The sequence below is a fragment of the Acinetobacter sp. UBA5934 genome (assembly GCF_002430855.1).
In the GTDB taxonomy this organism is placed as follows: Bacteria; Pseudomonadota; Gammaproteobacteria; order Pseudomonadales; family Moraxellaceae; genus Acinetobacter.
This window is the reverse complement of record NZ_DJDC01000029.1, coordinates 1-20394: the sequence shown is the minus strand read 5'-3', so window position 1 is coordinate 20394 and position 20394 is coordinate 1. Positions and strand designations below refer to the sequence as shown.

Annotated in this window: 18 protein-coding genes and 1 pseudogene; 10 read left to right on the top strand and 9 right to left on the bottom strand. The window is 40.8% G+C overall.

The genetic code is table 11. The annotated features are described in order from the left end of the window. Positions 1-3: 3 nt before the first annotated feature. Entirely contained in the window at positions 4-489 is a 486-nt protein-coding gene (locus B2Y23_RS02110) for an NUDIX hydrolase (protein ID WP_092818556.1), read from the bottom strand. Positions 490-759: 270 nt separating this feature from the next. Here B2Y23_RS02110 and B2Y23_RS02105 point away from each other — a divergent pair, with 270 nt between their 5' ends. Continuing rightward, positions 760-1974, top strand: a complete 1215-nt coding sequence (locus B2Y23_RS02105; RefSeq protein ID WP_092818555.1) for a DnaJ domain-containing protein — start codon at positions 760-762, stop codon at positions 1972-1974. Between the two features lie 11 nt (positions 1975-1985). Continuing rightward, positions 1986-2639 (top strand): hypothetical protein, encoded by a 654-nt coding sequence (locus B2Y23_RS02100; RefSeq protein WP_092818554.1) that lies wholly within the window; start codon positions 1986-1988, stop codon positions 2637-2639. Between the two features lie 156 nt (positions 2640-2795). On the opposite strand, the gene B2Y23_RS02095 is transcribed toward B2Y23_RS02100, so the two are convergent. The 4 genes from B2Y23_RS02095 to B2Y23_RS02080 all read right to left on the bottom strand — a co-directional run bounded on the left by B2Y23_RS02095 (position 2796) and on the right by B2Y23_RS02080 (position 5679). Continuing rightward, entirely contained in the window at positions 2796-3326 is a 531-nt protein-coding gene (locus B2Y23_RS02095) for a gamma carbonic anhydrase family protein (protein ID WP_291368729.1), read from the bottom strand. A gap of 93 nt (positions 3327-3419) precedes the next feature. Next, positions 3420-4568 (bottom strand): D-alanyl-D-alanine carboxypeptidase PBP5/6, encoded by a 1149-nt coding sequence (gene dacC / locus B2Y23_RS02090; protein WP_291352794.1) that lies wholly within the window; start codon positions 4566-4568, stop codon positions 3420-3422. A 118-nt stretch (positions 4569-4686) separates the two neighbouring features. After that, the gene (locus B2Y23_RS02085; protein ID WP_291368727.1) at positions 4687-5076 is read right to left on the bottom strand and encodes an MCR_0457 family protein; all 390 of its coding nucleotides are present in this window, start codon (positions 5074-5076) and stop codon (positions 4687-4689) included. Positions 5077-5304: 228 nt separating this feature from the next. After that, on the bottom strand, positions 5305-5679 hold the full coding sequence (locus tag B2Y23_RS02080) for an MCR_0457 family protein (RefSeq protein ID WP_291352799.1): 375 nt from the start codon (positions 5677-5679) through the stop codon (positions 5305-5307). A gap of 111 nt (positions 5680-5790) precedes the next feature. On the opposite strand from B2Y23_RS02080, the gene surE reads away from it, so the two are divergent. The 3 genes from surE to B2Y23_RS02065 all read left to right on the top strand — a co-directional run bounded on the left by surE (position 5791) and on the right by B2Y23_RS02065 (position 8508). Continuing rightward, a complete protein-coding gene (gene surE / locus B2Y23_RS02075) occupies positions 5791-6561 on the top strand; it encodes a 5'/3'-nucleotidase SurE (protein ID WP_291352801.1) in 771 nt (256 codons plus the stop codon). Between the two features lie 114 nt (positions 6562-6675). Beyond that, positions 6676-7485 (top strand): peptidoglycan DD-metalloendopeptidase family protein, encoded by an 810-nt coding sequence (locus tag B2Y23_RS02070; RefSeq protein ID WP_291368725.1) that lies wholly within the window; start codon positions 6676-6678, stop codon positions 7483-7485. Between the two features lie 93 nt (positions 7486-7578). Further along, positions 7579-8508, top strand: a complete 930-nt coding sequence (locus B2Y23_RS02065) for a LysR family transcriptional regulator (protein ID WP_291368723.1) — start codon at positions 7579-7581, stop codon at positions 8506-8508. Positions 8509-8563: 55 nt separating this feature from the next. Here the strand turns inward: B2Y23_RS02065 and B2Y23_RS02060 are convergent, their stop codons facing one another. Then, positions 8564-9775, bottom strand: a complete 1212-nt coding sequence (locus tag B2Y23_RS02060; protein WP_291368721.1) for an aspartate aminotransferase family protein — start codon at positions 9773-9775, stop codon at positions 8564-8566. A gap of 163 nt (positions 9776-9938) precedes the next feature. Between B2Y23_RS02060 and grxD the strand changes: the two genes are divergently transcribed. Beyond that, on the top strand, positions 9939-10280 hold the full coding sequence (gene grxD, locus B2Y23_RS02055; protein WP_086199334.1) for a Grx4 family monothiol glutaredoxin: 342 nt from the start codon (positions 9939-9941) through the stop codon (positions 10278-10280). A gap of 56 nt (positions 10281-10336) precedes the next feature. Here the strand turns inward: grxD and B2Y23_RS02050 are convergent, their stop codons facing one another. After that, entirely contained in the window at positions 10337-12976 is a 2640-nt protein-coding gene (locus B2Y23_RS02050; RefSeq protein WP_409449789.1) for a Lon protease family protein, read from the bottom strand. Positions 12977-13160: 184 nt separating this feature from the next. Here B2Y23_RS02050 and B2Y23_RS02045 point away from each other — a divergent pair, with 184 nt between their 5' ends. From B2Y23_RS02045 to rpmE, 4 genes are all read left to right on the top strand, one after another. Further along, positions 13161-15311, top strand: a complete 2151-nt coding sequence (locus B2Y23_RS02045; protein WP_291368717.1) for an AmpG family muropeptide MFS transporter — start codon at positions 13161-13163, stop codon at positions 15309-15311. 331 nt (positions 15312-15642) lie between these two features. Then, entirely contained in the window at positions 15643-16044 is a 402-nt protein-coding gene (gene gloA, locus B2Y23_RS02040; protein WP_131286799.1) for a lactoylglutathione lyase, read from the top strand. A 155-nt stretch (positions 16045-16199) separates the two neighbouring features. After that, a complete protein-coding gene (locus B2Y23_RS02035; RefSeq protein WP_291352813.1) occupies positions 16200-17195 on the top strand; it encodes a bile acid:sodium symporter family protein in 996 nt (331 codons plus the stop codon). A gap of 205 nt (positions 17196-17400) precedes the next feature. After that, positions 17401-17625, top strand: coding sequence for a 50S ribosomal protein L31 (gene rpmE / locus B2Y23_RS02030; protein ID WP_001200845.1), 225 nt, complete (start codon positions 17401-17403; stop codon positions 17623-17625). An 87-nt stretch (positions 17626-17712) separates the two neighbouring features. Here rpmE and B2Y23_RS02025 read toward each other — a convergent pair whose 3' ends face one another. Next, positions 17713-19827, bottom strand: coding sequence for an EAL domain-containing protein (locus tag B2Y23_RS02025; protein ID WP_291353642.1), 2115 nt, complete (start codon positions 19825-19827; stop codon positions 17713-17715). Beyond that, positions 19809-20394: pseudogene (locus B2Y23_RS02020) on the bottom strand (GTPase); the annotation flags it as partial. The gene B2Y23_RS02025 and the pseudogene B2Y23_RS02020, both read right to left, overlap by 19 nt.

Here is a 20394-nt window from a genome sequence, read left to right as displayed (position 1 = left end):
GGATTAAGCATCCAAAGTTGTAAATAGGGGAGAGTTTTGGTGCTCGTAAACGAGCGATAAAGGATATTTTTGACCGGATAAGGCATCTTTGACGGCTTTAATCACCAAAGGACTACGTGCGCGTGCAGATTCTTCCAGTTCGTCCAATGTCATCCAGACGGCACCCACGATTCCAGTATCCAGTTTTGCCTCTGCATGATGATGCAGATCTTTAGCCAAGAAGCAGAAACGGAAATAGGTACGGTCAGGGAACATCGGGGGAGTATAGGTATATATGCCAAGCAGGTCTGTAATTTCTACTTCATGCCCGGTTTCTTCCATGGTTTCACGAATGGCTGCCTGTATAAGCGTTTCGCCACATTCGACATGACCCGCAGGCTGGTTAAATACAGTATGCGTTACCCCTTGAGTATGTTCTTCAACAAAAAGGAATTTTCCATTTTTTTCAATAACAGTGGCGACGGTAACGTGGGCAGTCCAAGCGGTCATAGAAAAGCACCATGGGATAAAAGGGGTATTCTACAAAATTTAGCGCGTGGTGGCTATGACGGGAGGGGATTTCTTTGTGTATTAGAAAAATGATTAACTCATTTTAGAATCAAAAAGGCCACTGTACTTGATGAACATTGAACTGTGTCAGAAGCTTATTCTATGACTCAATTACGTTATCTAGGATTAAAAAAATATGAAAAAGATAGTAAATTTTGTGGATAAATCATTATAATTGGAATACTTTTATATTTATAATTTATTTTTTTAATGATTGATTTTTATGATTTATTGGGTGTTGATAACAATGAAATTAGCCAAGAAATTAAAAAGGCGTATCGAAAATTAGCTCTTAAATATCACCCTGATCGCCATCAAGGTAATAGTCATGAAGCAGAAGAAATGATGAAACTGCTAAATGAAGCTAAAGATGTATTGCTCAATGATGAAAAGCGTGAAGAATACGACGCTGCACTTTATTCATTCCAGCAATTTAAAGCCCGTCAACAGCAAGAAGCTGAACGTAGACAACGTGAACAGGCAGAACAAGCTGCACGTAAAAAACGTCAACAAACCGAGCAAGCCGAACGAGAAAAACAGGAACAAGCTAAGCGTCAACACCAAGCCAATGCCGAGCGTGAAAAACGTGAACAAGCTGAACGTGATCGACAAGCGCAAGCACAGCAAGAAAAACAAGAACAATCGCAACGCCAACAGCAAGAATCACAGAGCAAAGAACGACGCCGAGAACAATACCGTAAAGAACAACAAGCACAACGCAAACGTGAACGGGAAGAGGCTGAGCGCAAAGCACGTGAACGTGCTTGGCGTGATAAAGAATTTGAAAAGCATAAACGTGAATACGAAGAACAACTCGAAAAAGAACGTCAAGCCAAAGCCCAACGTGATGAACAGATTAAAGAGTCGATTCGAAAGCAACGCTTACGTGAAGAAGAAGATCAACGTCGAGCCAAAGCAGCACGTCTAGCAAAAGAGGCAGAAGAAAAGCTCAAGCAAGAAGCTATAGCGCATGCATCAAAAAAACGGAAACGCATCTTATTGGTTTTGTGTGTAATAGGATTCGTTATAGCTTTTTATGTGTATCAAAAGAACCATACGCAAAGCGATTATCTTGATGATCCTTATGCAGCGTATGGCTTTGATGAAAGTGCAGAGGAGGTTCAACTTCCACCTGATTTATATGATGAACCAAGTGAAAATGAATTGAATGAACAGGGTGTTCGTCAACAGGAACGAGATCAACACCAAATACATGTAGATGACTCAGATAAACATGCAAACACCGCTGCTGATGTGATCAACATGACAGCGGACGTAGCAACGACAGCAACCACTGATACGGCACCAACGGTTGAAGCACAAACTGTACCTATACAGCCAAAGATTGAAAAACCACAACCATCTGCAACAGTAAAGAAAAAGGAGGATGGTTTAAGTTTAGGCAATGATGATTTTTTTAATTAAGAGGAAATAAGATGATCAAACCATTAAGCTTAGCTTCACTTATGACGTGTAGTACATTGGCATTTGCCAACGAGCAAAAAATTGAAATTAAAAACAGCTTAAACGTAGAAAGCTTGATTAGCGAAGAAAGTAAATATATCGATGTGTTTAAAGCCATTACAGATGACATGATGAAAAATGGTTTTTATTTTAAAGTGGGCGGTAAAAAAATCGATCAAGATCGTGATGGCTATACTTTTGAGGTGCAAGATATTGAACTATTTATGAAGCGTAGTGCCATTAAACGTAATCAACAAAGAGCCAAAGTGGTGAAATCGACCGTACTCTATAAAGGTGCTGTTAATAAATTGAACTATAAGGCTGTGATTGGGCCAGATCTTAACCGCCCACGTGTTTGCTTTAAAATGGATTTAAGAGACAAAGAAGACAACACACTCGGCAGTTTTGGACTTATGCCAATGCGTGTGATTAATATGGACTACTTTGTGCCACATAAATATTGGGGCTATGAGCCAAGCAAACACATTCTGGAAGAGTTTCAATCTACGGAAGATGTTAAAATTCGTCTCTATAGAGACAAGATCACGCTCAATGTGCAATTGGAGCATTTGGCTTTGATTCATTCGGTCACATTCAGACAAGAGATTTGTAAGCCACTTGTATAGCTAAATCATAATATTGAAGCTACATCATATTGATGACACGATGTAGCTTTGTTATGCGTATTTTTATAGATGGCACTATTAAATTATAGCACTGAATGTTTTTTACTTTTGAAATGGATTGTACTTTTTTATTAATAAACGCAGCATCCTGATGCTCTATTTATAATTCCCCGCCACCTTCACATAATGCCGTGCCGAATAAGGCAAAAACTCTTTTTCTTTATCGGTTAAAGGGCGGACCTTTTGTACCGGACTACCAACATATAAATAACCACTTTCCAGACGTTTACGTGGTGGAACCAAAGAGCCTGCACCAATCATCACATCATCTTCAATAATGACGTCATCTAAAACAATGCTGCTGATGCCAACCAGTACGCGATTGCCAATGGTACAGCCATGCAGTTTGACATGATGACCAATCGTGACATCTTCGCCAATAATGAGCGGAGAACCTTCGGGTTTATCGGCTTTTTTATGGCTCACATGCAACATGGCATGATCTTGTACATTGGAATTTTTGCCAATGTGAATATGATTGACATCACCACGAATCACCGCAAAAGGCCAGACCGAAACATTTTCAGCAAGTACTACATCGCCAATCACCACTGACATGTCATCGACATAGCAAGAGTCATCAATTTGCGGAGTGGTATCTAAATAGGGACGAATATTTTTAGCCATGTGAAGGTTTCAATCTGTAATTTTCAAGCATTATAAAATAAAAAAGCACCCAGACCGAAATGTGGGTGCCTTAACTTAAGTCTAAAGCTGAGCTTAGAACAAGTTTGCGAAGAATTGTTTGATGTGATCAATCATTTTGGCAAAGAAACCCGCTTCTTCAACAGCTTGAAGAGCTACCAGCGGTTTTTCAGCAATCACTTTACCATTCAGGCTAGCGACATATTTACCCACCACTTGACCCTTTTTAAGTGGTGCAGTCAATTTAGGCTGAACGACTAACTGGGTTTTAATGGCATTGGCTTCGCCTTTAGGCATAGTCACATTAAAGTTTTCTGCCAGGCCAATTTGCACATCGTTGCTTTTGCCATACCAAACTTTTGACTTGGCCAAAACCTGATTGGCAGGTTGAACCTTAACGGTTTCAAAGTTCGCATAACCCCAAGCCAAAATTTCACGTGTTTGTGATGCACGTTCGTTCATGCTTGGCGCGCCAAAAATCACTGAAATTAAACGTAGTGGACCACGTTTAGCAGAAGTGGTTAAGCAATAACCTGCTTCTTCAGTATGACCTGTTTTTAAACCGTCTACACTTGGGTCGGTATAAAGCAAGGCATTACGGTTGCCTTGTTTAATGCCGTTAAAAGTGAATTCTTTTTCAGAGTAGATTGGGTAATACTTTGAACTGTCATGAATGATATGTTGTGCAAGTGTCGCCATATCTTTTGCAGTCGAGTAGTGACCTTCAGCAGGCATACCGGTTGCATTGATGAAGCTGGTATTGGTCATGCCAATACGTTTTGCTTCCTGATTCATCATGTGGGCAAAAGTACCTTCATTGCCCGCAATGTGTTCTGCCATGGCTTTTGAAGCATCATTACCTGACTGGATGATAATCCCACGTAACATTTCTAATGCTGTTGCAGTGCCGTTGAGTGGTACATACATACATGATTCTGTACTGCTACCACGACACCAGGCAGATTCGTTCATGCGAACTTTTTCATCTTCCGTGAGATCACCACTCAATAACTTTTGTTCAATGATGTAACTGGTCATCATTTTAGTCATTGAAGCCGGTGCTAATTTTTCATTTTCATTTTTTGATGCGAGGATTTGCCCTGTCTCATAATCCATTAACACATAAGATTTATTATTGAGTTCTGGCGGAGCAGATAAGACAGTTGCTGCGTATGTGAAGTTCGGCAATAGTAATAATGCAGCAAGGGCGCTTTTGTGGGTCATTCTGGGTGGTTCCAATATCTTAATAATAAGCACAAAGAGCTTTGCATTTTAGGACAAAGCAAAGCCGACTTCTACCGTGAGAATCGGCTTATTTCAAAAGTATTGTAACCAATTGGTATTATTTACTGTATGCAGTGAGTTCTTGGCAAATCTCCTGGTTTTTTGCATCTCCGGCCTTTTTCGCGTCGCTACGTGCTTCAGTTAAAATAGGCTTAAATTTTTTCTCTTTACTGAGTTTTTCTAGCGTAGAAACGGCATCTTTTTCTGCGGGTAAATATTCCTGTGCAAGTTTGGAATATCCTTGTTCAAATTGCGCTTTGTCTTTGACTAAACCTGGGCAGACTTCTGAAAGTACATAAATGGCGGCCAGTTCTTGTTGAGTGACTTTTTGTAGCGGAGTGACTTCAATATTTTCATCTTTTTGCGTAGCTGCATGAGTCACTGAAACTGTCATAAGAGCAGTGGTGAATAAACCTAGGGAAACAGATTTGAGCAGGGATACTTTCATTAAACAGACCTAAATTATTTAAAAACATCACAATAAAAATAAGCTTAACGAAATTTTTGGTAATTGTAAGTACACAAATGTATTGAAGCTGTTGAAACTGACCCGGTCAATAAAAAAATTGCTCCAAAAAGAGTTAAAAAAAGGCATAAAAAGAATTCTTCTTTATGCCCGGAATCATTACAAAACGCTTAATATCTTGATTATTCTATATATAACAAGTGCTCTATATTAAGCCTGATAATTGACTACATCATCGCAAACCGACTGTTGTTCATCTTTGCTGGTTTCTTTTGCTGCCTGACGCGCTTCCTCTAGCACAGATTTATATTCTGAATCTGTCTGAATTTTATCAAAAGTCATGGATTTATCTGAATAGTCTTGCAGATAAGTTTTAATTAACAGCTGAATGTTTTGATCAAATTTTGCATTTTTACCCACAATGGCAGGGCATACTTCAGCCATCACTTGAGTTGAAGCAATATCTTCTTTCACAATAGTATTGGCTTCTTCCACAGATAAGCCTTCATCGGCTAAAACAGTGGAAGATAACAATGCTGCAATGCCTAACCCCAATAAGCCACGAAATGATATGCTTTTAATCATTTTTTAAATCACACTTTTTGAATGGATGTTGAGCGTCAAATATATATAATTTTCTATACAATTCAATCAAATGTTCTGATCAGTCATTTTTAACCTTTACGAGATGTTTAAGTGAATATATTAATTGCCAATGATGATGGCGTTTTTGCTCCCGGTCTTCAGGCATTGGCTCAAGCCTTGGCTCCTCTGGGTCGTGTCGTCATTGTTGCTCCTGAAAGTGAACGCAGTGGTTTTTCCAGCGCACTGACTCTAGATCGTCCTTTACGACCGATTCAAATTTCAGCAGATGTCTGGGCAGTCAATGGAACGCCTGCAGACTGTGTCTATCTGTCCATGAACGGTTTGTTTGATTTTGAATTTGATCTGGTGGTTAGCGGAATTAACAGCGGGGCAAATCTGGGTGATGATGTACTTTACTCAGGCACTGTCGGAGCCGCATTCGAAGGGCGCCTGATGAAACAACCTGCTATTGCCGTATCTATGGCGGGACCAAATGTACGTTCTTATGACAGCCCGAATGATTATGCCGTAGCGGCAAAATGGGTGCATGATTTTATTGCCCAAGGTCTGCCGACTTTACCTCCACGCCATATTTTTAACGTGAATATTCCAGATGTATCTGAATTGCAAGGTTCGAAAATTACTTACCAAGGGCGCCGCAGTCAATCTAAACCCATTACCAGTCATGTAGATCCACGTGGACGCCAGGTTTACTGGATTGGCTTGTCAGGAGAGGCTGTGGCTGAACCTAAAAAAGGGGTAACCGAAATTGAATCGGACTTTTTTGCAGTGGCAAATGGGTATGTCAGTATTACGCCAATTCAAATGGACGCCACTAATTATGAGATTTTACACACATTACATGCACAGTTTTCTAAATAGTGCCCAGTAGTGTTATAACTTTGTGAAAAAGCAGAATTGAACATATTTTTCAGAAGCTTTTTTGCTAATCTTAGCGCAAACCTAAAATTGACTTATGTGTAGAGAGGAAGATTAATGCACTTGGTGTCATCGTATCGCTTATTTGCTGTGCCTGCAGGCTTGTTGAAAACCATGGCGTTGTCTACAGCTGTTATTGCAACTGCTATTTTGAGCGGCTGTGCTTCAAAACCACAAGTTCATAATGCAACACGTTATGCCACTGCACCAGACTACTATACAGTTCGATCTGGAGACACATTAAGCGGGATTGCTGCACGTTATGGTCTAGCTTATACCAGTGTTGCTGATATGAATGATATAACGGCACCATATCGCATTTACGTGGGTCAATCTTTACGTTTAAAAGATTCAGGTTCACGTCGTACCACGACAACTCAAGCGGTGACACAAGCGGCGCCAATTCAACGTCAAACCGTTCAAATTCCGACAGCACCGGTGAATAGGCCTACTCCGGTAACCACCACCACGGCACCTGTAGTCTCCTCGCAAGTCTCTAGTTTGCGCTGGGTAAAACCAAGTAATGGCGCAGTGATTGCAAACTTTAATCTTGCTGCAAATGTAAAGGGCATTCGCTATAGCGGTAATACCGGAGATGCAATTTTTGCTGCGGCAGATGGTCAGGTGGTTTATGCAGCAGATGGTCTAAAAGAATATGGTAATTTAATTCTGATTAAACATATAGATGGCTACATTACTGCTTATGCGCATAACAGTAAAATGAATGTCAGCAGTGGCCAGAATGTGACAGCAGGGCAGAAAATTGCTGAAATGGGTTCCACAGGAGCCAATCGGACCATGCTCGAGTTCCAAGTACGTTTAAATGGTAAACCTATCAATCCGACTAATGTTTTACCAATAAATTAAATTTTAAGAATACAAAACATAAATTTCACCGTATAATACAATGAGTTGCTTTTATCGGAAAGATAAAGTAATCATAAGTTCAGAGGGAAATTTATGTTAGATCAACTTCGAGCAATGGGTGTGTTTGCTTGTGTTGTTGAAAAAAGCTCGTTTAGCGGTGCTGCACGTGAGTTAGGAATCACGACCAGCGCCGTGAGTCAGCAAATTCGTTCTCTAGAAAATGAAATGGAAGTTAAGCTTCTACATCGATCGACTAGAAAATTAAATTTGACTGAAGCCGGACAAGCTTTTTTCCACAGCTGTCAAGAAATGCTCGCCGCTGCAGAGCGCGGAAAAATCCGTATCAACGAGTTACGTGATGACTTGGTTGGGGATTTACGCATTGCCACAACCCCAGAACTTGGTGCTAATCATGTGATTCCTGCACTATCTCATTGGATGCAGGCGCACCGTGGTCTCGATGTACATGTAGAGGCAGATAATCAATACATTGATTTAATCGAGGGGCGGATTGATATTGCTTTACGCATGAGTCCAAAAATAGAAGATCATAATTTGAATGTAGTGCCATTGGCTCTGGTTGAGCAGGTGATGGTGGCTTCACCAAGTTATTTGAATCAATCGGCACCTGTATCACGACCTGAAGACCTAAATAATCATGATCTGATTCCAGTCAATATAATGAAAAATTATCAACATTTTTCATTTCAAAATGCAGCGTTGGGTGAAACAGTTAATCTGGAAATGAAATCACGTTTAAGTACCAATAACGTTCTGGTGGCAAAGTCATTATGTTTGCAAGGGCATGGTATTGCACGAATTTTATATTTGGATGTACAAAAAGATTTAATGAATGGCTCTTTGGTGGAAGTTTTGCCAGACTGGAAACTATCTAATTTTACTTTATATGCCATCACTGCAAAACAAGATCAGCAACCAATGAAGGTTCATCGCTGTTTAGACGCATTAAAACAATATTTTAGCCAGTTGCCCGGCGGAAGAATTTATCAAGCAGCTTCATAATAATTAAGTATAAAAAAAGCCGCAATAAGCGGCTTTTTTTAATTGCATCGAAGGCTTAAGCTAAGTAATTCTTGATCATTTTAACCAGACGTTCAATCAATTGATCAGCCTGTTGCTGGTTAATGTTCAGTGGCGGTAATAAACGAATCACAGAACCTGCCGTCACATTGATAATTAAATGATATTCATCACGTGCAACATTGACCAATTCGCCACAATCTTTTGGTAATTCAATCCCGATCATCAGACCAAAACCACGAACGATAATGTTCTGATCAGCCAGTTGCTGGGTTAATTGATCAACAATATAACTGCCCATGTTCGCAGCATTTGCAACCAGGTTTTCTTTTTGGAGGGTATCAATCACGGTATAAACTACACGTGAACCCAGCGCAGTACCACTATAAGTCGAACCATGGTTACCGGCAGTTAACACACCTACGCCACGGCCTTGGGTCATCACCGCACCAATCGGGAAGCCATTACCCAAGCCTTTGGCTGTGGTCAGTACATCTGGCACAATATTGGTGTGCTGGTAAGCAAAGTATTTACCGGTACGGCCATTACCGGTTTGAACTTCGTCCAGCATCATTAACCAGTTGTGCTGATTACAGATTTGACGAATTTCTTCAAGGTAGCTAAAACCTTGAGGTGCCGTGTTGACACCACCTTCACCTTGAATTGGTTCAACTAAAATCGCAACGATATCTGGATGGTGAATTGCAGCTTCTTCAATTGCTTCGATATCGCCAAATGGCACACGAATAAAACCTTCAACCAAAGGTGCGAAACCTTCCTGAACTTTTTTATTGCCTGTCGCTGAAAGAGTCGCCAGAGTACGACCATGGAAAGAATGATCTGCCACAATGATCTTTGGGATTTTAATGCCTTGCATATGGCCAAATTTACGCGCAATTTTAATGGCACCTTCATTTGATTCTGCACCACTATTCGAGAAGAAAATTTCTTCCATACCTGAAACTTCAGCAAGTTTTTGTGCAGCAGCCGTTTGCCACGGCACTTCAAAAATGTTGCTGGTATGCATCAGGGTAGCGGCCTGTTCTACAATGGCTTCAGTTACAGCAGGATGAGAGTGACCTAGACCACATACTGCAATACCGGTTAAGGCATCTAAGTATTCAGTACCATCTTCAGTATAAAGATAAGAACCTCGTCCTCGGACAAAACTGATCGGCTGACGGCCAAATACCGGCATCAAATGAGATGGTTGATCAGTTTGCACAGGAGCAAGGGTAATGTTATTCATGACTAACTCTTATCTGTTAGGAGGGAAAAATAAAAGTTTATATAAGCAAAATCCAGAACAGAATAAAAGCCCAAATGTAAATAAAAATGGAATTATTGCTTTAGACATACTGTTTTGCTAAGTTTTGGGTATAATGCGAAGCAGATTAGTTGAGGATTTATCAATGACTGAACAAGCACGCGATACTGAAGCGTTAATTCGTGACCAAATTGCTAAACATGCAGTATTACTTTACATGAAAGGTACACCACAATTTCCACAATGTGGTTTCTCTGCACGTGCGGTAGAAGCACTCAGTCAAATTGGTCGTCCATTTGCCTATGTCAACATTTTGGAAAACCCGGATATTCGTGCAACTTTGCCGCAAATTGCAAATTGGCCTACATTCCCGCAGTTATGGATCAATGGCGAATTAATCGGTGGTAGCGATATCATGCTTGATATGTTCCAAAAAGGTGAGTTGAAACCTTTAGTAGAACAGTACAGCCCGGCACCTGAAGCTTAATTCAGGGCTAAATAAAAAAGCGCCTTGAAGGCGCTTTTTTAATGTCTCAGAAAATGTCAGGCATCTTTTGAGCTATGATCCTGATTATTTGCTGCAACTTCAACAGATATTGCTGTTACCGTTTCATCAGCTGTTATTTCAGTTTTGGCCTTTTTCTTGTCTTTCTTCTTTTTTTTCTTTTTCTTTGGTTCTTCTTCAATTTCGGCACCATCTTCCAGTGCCTGCCAATATTCTAATTGCGCCATGACCGCAGCATAAATTGAACCTTTACTGTAACGACCTTTTTTGTTGAGTGTGCCTACAGGGCGTGCCATTAAAAGTTCTAAAGCCTGATCAATGGTTTCAATGGCATGAATATGGAACTGACCTTTAGCCACCGCCTCAATTACATCATGACGTAACATCAGGTGTTCCATATTTTGACGTGGAATAATCACCCCTTGTTTGCCGGTCAAGCCTTGTAACTTACAGGCATCATAGAAACCTTCAATTTTGGCATTGACACCACCAATTGGTTGAACCTGACCCAACTGGTTCATGGAGCCAGTAATGGCCCAGGACTGATCAATGGGTAACTGGCTGATGGCAGAAATGAGTGCCGAAAGTTCAGCAACGGTGGCACTGTCACCGTCAATTTGACCATAACTTTGTTCAAAGGCAAGGGCAGCCGAGAAATGCAGCATCTGTTCACGGCCAAAGTGAGCTTTCAGGAAGCTTGACATCAGCAGTACGCCTTTGGCATGCAGTGAGCCGCCCAGTTCGACACTACGCTCGATATCCAGAATATCACCGCCACCTTGATAGACCGATGCAGTCAAGCGTGAAGGTAAGCCGAATTCAACATCGGCATACTGAATCACGGACAGGGCATTGATTTGACCTAAACGGTGACCCTTGGTTTCGATGAGCTGCGTGCCACGCGTTAAGTCTTGCCAGTACAATTCACGTAAATAACCTAAGCGATACTTGCGATGATCCAGTGCAGTATTGATATGCTTTTCCGAAACGGTTTTATCACCGGCCTGAGCGGCATGGTGATGTGCTTCACGGATCAGATCACCCAAAGTTAAGGCGTGTAATGACAAGGAACTTTGGTCTTCTGCCTGGCGACTTGAATCGGTAAGTAATGCAGCCAATGCAGAACGGTCGAAAGGCAAGAGTTTATCTGCCTGAACATAGTCTGCAATCAACTGCATGTAAGCTTGTTCATTAATGTCATTACGTTGTAATGTGTCGGTAAAATCGGCGCGGATTTTAAACACGCTGCCGAGTTCCGGTTCCAACTCTAAAATTTCATAATAAATTTCAGGTTCTGCAAGCAAAATCACCTTGATATTTAATGGAATAGCCTCTGGTTCTATGGAGATGCTGCCGGTTAAGGTCAGCATGTGTTCCAGCGACGATAGCTTTAATTTTCCTGATTTCAAGGCACGTTTTAGCCCTTGCCATGCATAAGGTTGTTCCAGCAGTTGTTCAGCTTCAAGCATCAGAAAACCGCCGTTGGCCTTATGCAGTGAACCTGGACGAATCAGGGTAAAGTCAGTGGTGATGGTGCCATTTTGAGTGAGTTGTTCCACATGTCCCAACAGGTTGTAGTGGGTCGGGAAATCTTCAAAAATGACGGGTGCACCGCTATTTGGCTTATAGGAAACAATGATATTGGCCTGATAACGTGAGGGCACACGGCTGAAAATGCCTGGAGCGAAATCATCTTCTTCTTGCTCTAAGATAATTTCGACATTATTGATAATATCTTCAGCATAATATTGCAGATATTCAGTCAAGCCATCGACATCGGGATATTTGTTCTGAATCATATCAATACGCGGCATCACCACTTGTTTGGCAATGTCGCGGTTTAAATGTTGAACCTGATCTCGGGCATCATCTTCCAGATCACCTAAATGTAAGCCCAAACGCTCCAGTTTTTTATTCATGTAGCGGATGTTAGAAGCAATCTCTGCACGCTGTTTGCTATCCAGGGCGTTGATGTCTTCTTTGGACATTTCCTGATATTCATTGTCTTTCAGATGAACCGGCACGAAGCAGTGTTCATCATCTTGTGAAATCAGTTTTAAATCAAAGTCTGCGCCTTCTTTGGTCAGTTCCACCAGGGCCGATTGCTGTTCATCGCCGGTTTGCTCGCGAATCATTTCAATGCGGTTGTGATAGGTTTCAGCCGTAAAGCGTCGTTCCAGCTGTTTTAAAATGGTTTGCCAGGTTTGATGAAGCAAGGCCTGAAATTTAGGCGCTTGTCCGGGCGGAAGTTCCAGTGCAATTGGCTGACGGGGCAATTTAAAATTGTTGACATAGACCCAGTCATTCGGTGTTTGCATGGTCTTGGCATGTTGTTGCAGTAAACGCTTGATCATGGTGCGTTTACCTAAGCCTGCTGTGCCTACTGCAAAAATGTTATAGCCAGAATAAGGCAAGGCAATGCCTGCTTCAACAGAGGCACGTGCGCGATCTTGCCCAAGAAAGTCATTAAGAGGCTTTATTCTTCGTGTTGACGCAGGAATTTTTTCAAGATTTGGAATATGCGTCAACTGCTGGGGTTGAAGATGTGTTTTGGTCAGGGTGTTTTGAATTTCCGGTTGATCGAATGCTGAAATTAAACTGCTTTGTATAGAGTCTGGTTGATTCATTGGGGGAGTTGCAGATAATGAAGAATTCATTTGATCGAGTTTTTGGGGCACTGTTTAAATCCAAAACTAAAATATTGCAATAGAGATTTAAAGGTATACAGGTTTAGTTGAAAAATTCAAGCGCGGAGGGCTCTTTTATCGACAAAATAAAATAATGATTTCACAATTATTGTTGAAACTGAACTTATTACGCGTTTGAATAGCAGCATTCAGTTTTGCAGAAAAAAACAACGCAATGACAACACAATCTACAGGGTGGAAATCTGCCTTTACTGCTTTTCTCGATCGTCGTGCACTGGTCATGCTGTTTTTAGGATTTTCAGCCGGTATTCCCATTCTTTTGATCTTTTCCAGTCTGTCCTTATGGCTAGGTGAAGCGGGCATTGAAAAAAGTGCAGTGACATTTTTTAGCTGGGCAGCACTGGGCTATTCATTCAAATTTGTCTGGGCACCTTTGATTGATGAATTGCCGGTGCCTTTCCTGACCAAAAAGCTGGGACGTCGTCGGGCCTGGTTGCTGATTGCACAAGTTTTAATTATCAGCGCCATTTGTATGATGGCTTTTTCTAATCCGGCACTCGGTCAGGGCTATTTGTATCAGATGGCAGCAGGCGCTGTGTTGCTGGGTTTTTCTGCAGCGACTCAGGATATTGTGATTGATGCTTATCGCATTGAGCTTGCAGAAACAGAAATGCAAACTGTACTTGCGTCGACTTACAATGCAGGTTATCGCATCGGGATGATTGTGGCGGGGGCTGGTGCGTTGTTCCTTGCAGCATCGCTTGGCACAGCCAAAGGAAACTATATTTATAGTGCCTGGAAAATCACTTACTTAATCATGGCCGCAGTCATGCTGGTGGGAATTATCACCACTTTAGTGATTCGTGAGCCGCATGTCGAACGTACTTATAAAGATTATAAGCGTAGTGATTATTATCGTCTGGTCGCCGTATTTTTTGTTGCCGTGATTGGCTTCGTAGTCAGTTATATTGTTTCTGGAAATTTAACCGAATCTGTGAAAGCACAATTCGCAATTACCGATTCGTTGTTGCTATTCTGCTTTGAAACCTTACGTTTTGTTGGATCTGCTGCTGTAGCTGTATTACTGGGCTCATTATTGGTAAAAATGGGCGCAGTGAATAAGCAAATGGCTGTGGAAACCTGGATCAGTCCGATTGCCGATTTCTTTAGGCGTTATGGTGTAAAACTGGCCTTAGTATTGTTGTTGTTAATTGGTTTTTACCGTATTTCCGACATTATTGCCGGGGTCATCTCCAATGTGTTTTACCAGGATTTAAACTTCACCAAAGAGCAGATTGCCGAAGCGGTAAAAATTTACGGGGTGATTTTCAGTCTGGTCGGTGGTTTTCTGGGTGGTTTGCTGGCACAGCGTATGAACATTATGAAATTGATGTTTGTCGGTGCCATGTTGGCCAGCTCAACCAATCTGATCTTTATTGGTTTGGTCAAATCTGGACAGCCTACACATGATGTGCAAGTCACGGTAGGTCAGCATCAGTATCAGGTGCAATCGGATGAAGTGGGTTACTGGAAAATGAAGGTACCCGCTCAGGTGTTAGCCCAAGCCAATGACATACAGGTTGCCGTACAATACCTGGATGAGGCTCAAGCTCCGGTCACTACGCAAATACCATATCTAAAATTAAATGCCCAACAGACTGGCATGCACATTCTGCCGGTAACCAGTGATAATGCCATTACGCCAGATGAAAAAGAAAACAGTTTGGTGATGCGAGGACAGTATTTTGGGCAGCCATTAACTGAAACGCAAAAAATAGTCCTGCGTCTGGATAATCAAGAATTTGATGCCAATCTGGATAAAGCAGGTGTATTTAGCGCAGCTATTCCAGGTGCAATCTTGGCAAATTCTGCCTCGAAACAGTTAGTGGCTGAAGTGATGGATAACGACAAAGCCATTTTAAGCACACAGCATGGCTATACTGTGGATATGAACTCAAGTGTAGCCAAAGGCCTGGATCTTGATGTTCAGCCCTTAGCGGCCGTCAATATTCAATCGGCTGATGAGGTGGAAATTAGCGGCAAGGTGATTAAACCTTATAGTTCACTGTGGTTATATTTTGCCATTATTGTCGATAATCTGGCATCCGGTTTGGCAGGCGCCGCATTTATTGCGTTTTTGTCGAGTTTAACCAGTGTGTCTTTCACGGCAGTGCAATACGCCATTTTTAGTTCACTCATGACTTTAACGCCGAAGATTTTAGGTGGCTATTCGGGAACGATCGTGACCAATATCGGTTATCCGAACTTCTTCCTTATGACCACCCTGATTGGTATTCCAATTTTAATATTGGTGGTGTGGGTAGGTAAGTTACTGCGTGAACATGGGCAGCAACAATCTAGCTAAGCTCAAATTTTAAAAACTGAATGAAAAACCTATTTTTTCTTGAGGAGGAAATGGGTTTTTTATTTAGCTAAAAACACTGTAAAAGTTCAAAATTATCTTATAAATAGCCTAAGTAAAAGTAAATAATTATCAGACAACACACGCAGCTAAGCCCGATAAAGTAAATAATTATCAGACAACACACGCAGCTAAGCCCGATATTGATTTAAAAATGTCAAGATCACAGGGGAGTAGGACATTAAATACTCTCTATAATCCTATTGCTAAATTGAATTTTCCACATGAAATCCCTATAGTGTCTATAAAAATTGATAACTTAGGAAAATCAAAGATGCGCATGCTGCATACCATGTTACGTGTAGGCAATTTAGAACAATCCTTAAAGTTCTATACTGAAGTACTCGGTATGACTTTGCTTCGTAAACGTGATTATGAAGAAGGTCGTTTCACTTTAGCCTTTGTGGGCTATGGTGATGAAGAAAATCATACTGTGTTGGAACTCACCCATAACTGGGACACAGAAAGTTATGAACTGGGTAATGCTTATGGTCATATTGCCATTGCAGTAGATGATGCCTATAAAGCCTGTGAAGAGATCAAGGCGCGCGGTGGTAATGTCGTGCGTGAAGCAGGTCCCATGAAAGGCGGCGTTACCGTGATTGCTTTTGTTGAAGATCCAGACGGTTATAAAATCGAGCTGATTCAGCAAGATAAAGATGCCCGTAATAACTAATAGACTTTTTTATAAAGTGATATAGATAAACTAAATATTCAACATTGAGTTGAAAAACTGGCTTTATTTATTTAGCCCAGTAAGATGAAACTTTACCAGTAGGTAAATTCACTTATTGGGCTTTTTTATATTTTCAATTATTACAGGAAGTAGCAATGTTAAAATTATTGGCATTGGATCGCTTTACTATTTTGTTGATTGTGATGGTGATCTTGGCAAGCATTCTGCCCATATCGGGCTTGGCTGCAGATATTTTTAGTGTGATCACCTCGGTAGCAATTGCAATTCTATTCTTTTTGCATGGTGCAAAACTGTCCAGAGAAGCAGTGGTGCAGGGCATCATGCACTGGAAATTTCATGTGGTGGTATTTGCTTTCACCTTTGCCTTGTTTCCGCTTTTAGGGCTAATGGCTAAACCGATTCTTTTACCGCTGTTAGGAAAAGAGTTGTACTGGGGCTTCCTGTTCATGTGCTTCTTGCCATCAACCGTGCAATCTTCCATTGCATTTACCTCGGTGGCAAAAGGCAATGTGGCCAGTGCGGTGTGCAGTGCTTCATTTTCCAATATTGTCGGGATGTTCATTACCCCGGTATTGGTCAGTTTCTTTATTTTAGGTCAGTCGCAACATGGCTTTGATCCTACCTCCTCAATTCTTCAAATTACCTTATTGTTACTGGTGCCATTTGTATTGGGGCAGATATTACGCCCTTATGTTTATCCATATATGTTGAAATTGCCCGGTATTGTCAAAGCATTCGATCAGGGCACTATTCTGATGGTGGTATATGGTGCTTTTAGCGGGGCAGTCGTTGCAGGATTATGGGACGTAGTCAGTTGGGAAACCTTGTTTGTTTTGACTCTGGCTTGTTCAGTGTTTTTAACCCTCATCATGCTGCTGGCTTTATACATCCCCAAATGGCTGGGTTTTAACCGGGAAGACCAGATTGCGATGTTTTTCTGTAGTTCCAAAAAAACTCTAGCCAGTGGGGTGCCAATGGCACAAATTCTGTTTATTGGGCAACCTTTAGGGATGATTGTTTTACCGATTATGATTTTCCATCAGATTCAGCTCATGGTCTGTGGTGTCATTGCCAATTATTGGTCGAAACATCCAGAGAAGGACTATGCTGTAGAAGAGTGTAAAGAATAATTCGCTATCTGTTAGTTTTTCACGTATAATTACGCCCACTTGTTGTGCTTAGCTCTGACGGTATCCGTCTCGGTGGGCCAAAAGAATGGTCTGTTATGGTGTTGGTCTCGCTTTTTTTTGAAGAAGCTTTTTTCCTCATGAATCATGAGAGTGATCAATTGCGATGACAGCAAAACCTTCTTTCATCTTAATGGAGTAATCGACGATGCGCGCCGATATTCACCCAAAATATGAAAAATTAGTTGCTACTTGTTCATGTGGTAACGTAATTGAAACTCGTTCAGCTCTTGGTAAAGAAACTATTTACCTAGACGTATGTTCAGCATGCCACCCATTCTATACTGGTAAACAAAAGAATGTGGACACTGGCGGCCGTATCGACAAGTTCAAACAACGTTTTGCTGGTATGTCACGTTCTATCAAACGTTAATACCCAGAATGAAAAAAACGGGCTTCTTGCCCGTTTTTTTATGTCTGTTGTTTAGTGAGGAATTTAATTGCAGACCGTATACAAGACCTATTGGTCTTGTACATCAATCAAATGATCCAGTTTTTTCTGGAAATAGTCACCTTGAATAAAACGTGCATCCACATTCCAGGCATTTGCGAAAAGGGTCATGTCATTCAGATCACGTAGCATGATTTCGCCAGGTTTAATTTCATGGAAAGAGCTCAGCTTTTCCTGTAATTCCTGCGTCGATTTCTCTGCCTGCAACATCTTGGTCAAATTTGGATGTAAAGTTAAACAATTAAGATCAAGTTGACGTAACATCGATTCGCTATAAATGGTATTACCAAAGTCTCGAAGAGCGACTTCAGCACCAAATTGACGTAACTGGGCAATATGCTTTTGGGCATCTGAAATATTTTGACTAATATCTTCTTCCGAAAACTGTAAAATTAGCGGATGTTTTAATTTGCTGCGAATGATGGTAATGAGTTTGGAAATAAACTCAGGGAAGGTTCGGTCGTGGAATAGAACCGCTTTATTCAAATTTACAATCAATTTTGCTTCAGGATATTGAGTAATGAAATTATGCAGTTGTTTACATGATTCCACTAATATCCAGCGATCCAGCTTAATAGATAATTCAGGATCTTCTGCAAGTTCTCTCAAACTGGACAAATCTTTCCAGGCGTTTTCATAAATGAAACCGCTGGTCACTTCATAAGTATATAAATTGGTGTCTTGCTTGTCATAAAGTTGCTGATATTTAAGATGAATTTCCCCACGATCCAAACTTTGTTGTAAAGCTCTGAGTAACGTTGCTTCAGGTGAACTAGAGACTGCCTTAATTTTCGGTTGTTGCAACTCAATGCTTGGAAGATCTAAAGGTGCTTCAAGTTCAAGTGCTGGAGTCGGCTGATTTTCCGGTAAAGCGGTCTTATAAGCTGAAGCAATAAATTGTTCAAAATGTTTTTCGTCACGTATTTCAGTTTCTAATAGCGTATAGCCAATTCTGAGATTCAGCGGATAAGAGGTTTGATTAATTGACAATAATTGCGGTTTTTTCAGCGAGCTTAGACCTATAAGTTTGGACTCTAACTTGGCTTTAGACTCTGCCTGGAACAAAGCGACATAAATCCCAGAACTCATTTGAAATAAGGGTACATGGGTTTGCTCTTTTAAAAATTCCTTGATATGGCTGAAATAATTTTTGAAAGTATCCCAATCGCCTTCAAAAATGCTGTCAGGGCAGGAAGTCAAAGAGAACAGAACCAGTGCATTAATATCAGAAGGCTGTTGAGTAATTGTACGATTAATCAACTGATAGGTATTTGGCTTTTGAGCATCCGCTGTCGCTGATGTCGTCTGACCAGGGGATAAAGATTCAATATCAACGGTAATTTGAACTGCATCTTCTTCATCCGTAGATGGCAAAAACTCAATTTTAAGCGGGTTTGGGATAGATATCTGATTATTCAGGCTATTGATTTCAAAACGACCTAAATCGAACTGACCTTGAGAAATCTTTTTAAAACGTAATTTAAAATCATTTAAATCTTTAGGCTGAAGGAGATCGAGCAGGGGAAGTCCAGCAATATCCTCTTCATCTTTAAGGCCAAAAAGTGCCAAATATTCAGGATTTGCCTGAATATGAATGCCTTCTTGAATCAGTGCAATGGCTTTATTGCTCTCTTGAACTAAAGACTGGGCATGGGTTTGAGCTGTTTCTAGCTGTTCCATTAAATGTTGTTGAGTCAGGACTAAGCGACTCAGTGAAAGTGCACGTAAAAGCCCCAAATAAAAACGATCTGGATAATCCAGATTCAGAATATCGTAAACTCCTTTACGAATATATGCTGCATACTGGTCAGCTTGATAATCCTCAGGTTTGAGCAAAATCATGGGTAAGTTGGGTTGTTTGGATAAGCGAATCAGGCTTAAAGCCTGTTCATATTTTAAGTCATAAGCACGACCAAAAATAACCAGATCCCAAGTGTGATGTAATTGTTTTTCGAAATTTTGTAAATCATCAAGCAAGGTGGCATGTACCACATGTTCACTCGATGTTAAAAGATCACGAATCTGGTTAAAACGGATTTGATTATCATCGATAATGAGTAAACGTGTTTCAGTACGTTTTAACTTTTTAGACAATAATGGATTTCTCACTTCAATGCTTCCCATAAATCGTGATTCTTGATTTCATTCGTTTGCTTATGAATAAAGTTTTTGATCAGGCTTTCTTGTTGCTCATTGAGTAACTCGAATTCAAAGCGAATAAAACTCTGTGTAATGATTTGCGCTTTAGTTAAATAAATTTTTATTTCTTCTTGGCCTAAGCGTAAATGAATGGTTTGTTTTTCTCTAAACATATGTGAACCAGACACGATCAGACTGGTTGATTCTTCATCAAGCTGGGTGGACTGAACAATCAGCGCAGGTTGGTAATTATTGCTATGACGATCTGTTTTGATCATGACCGCACAAGGGAATAAATCTTGTGCCAAGACTTCAAGTCCGATTTCCAGACTTTTTTCCGTAGATTGCTTGATCCAGCGAATTACTCCGCCACGCCAAGGACTATGCGTATTTTCCTGAATCAAAATAAATTCGCCAGTTTTTAAATGTGAAGGTGCTACACCATTCCATTTAATTCTGTAACCATTGACACTGATATCTAGAACTTCTGCTGGATAAATTTGTTTGGCTTCGCGATCCAAAACTTTAGCTGTGTTGATTTCAGCAGGAATA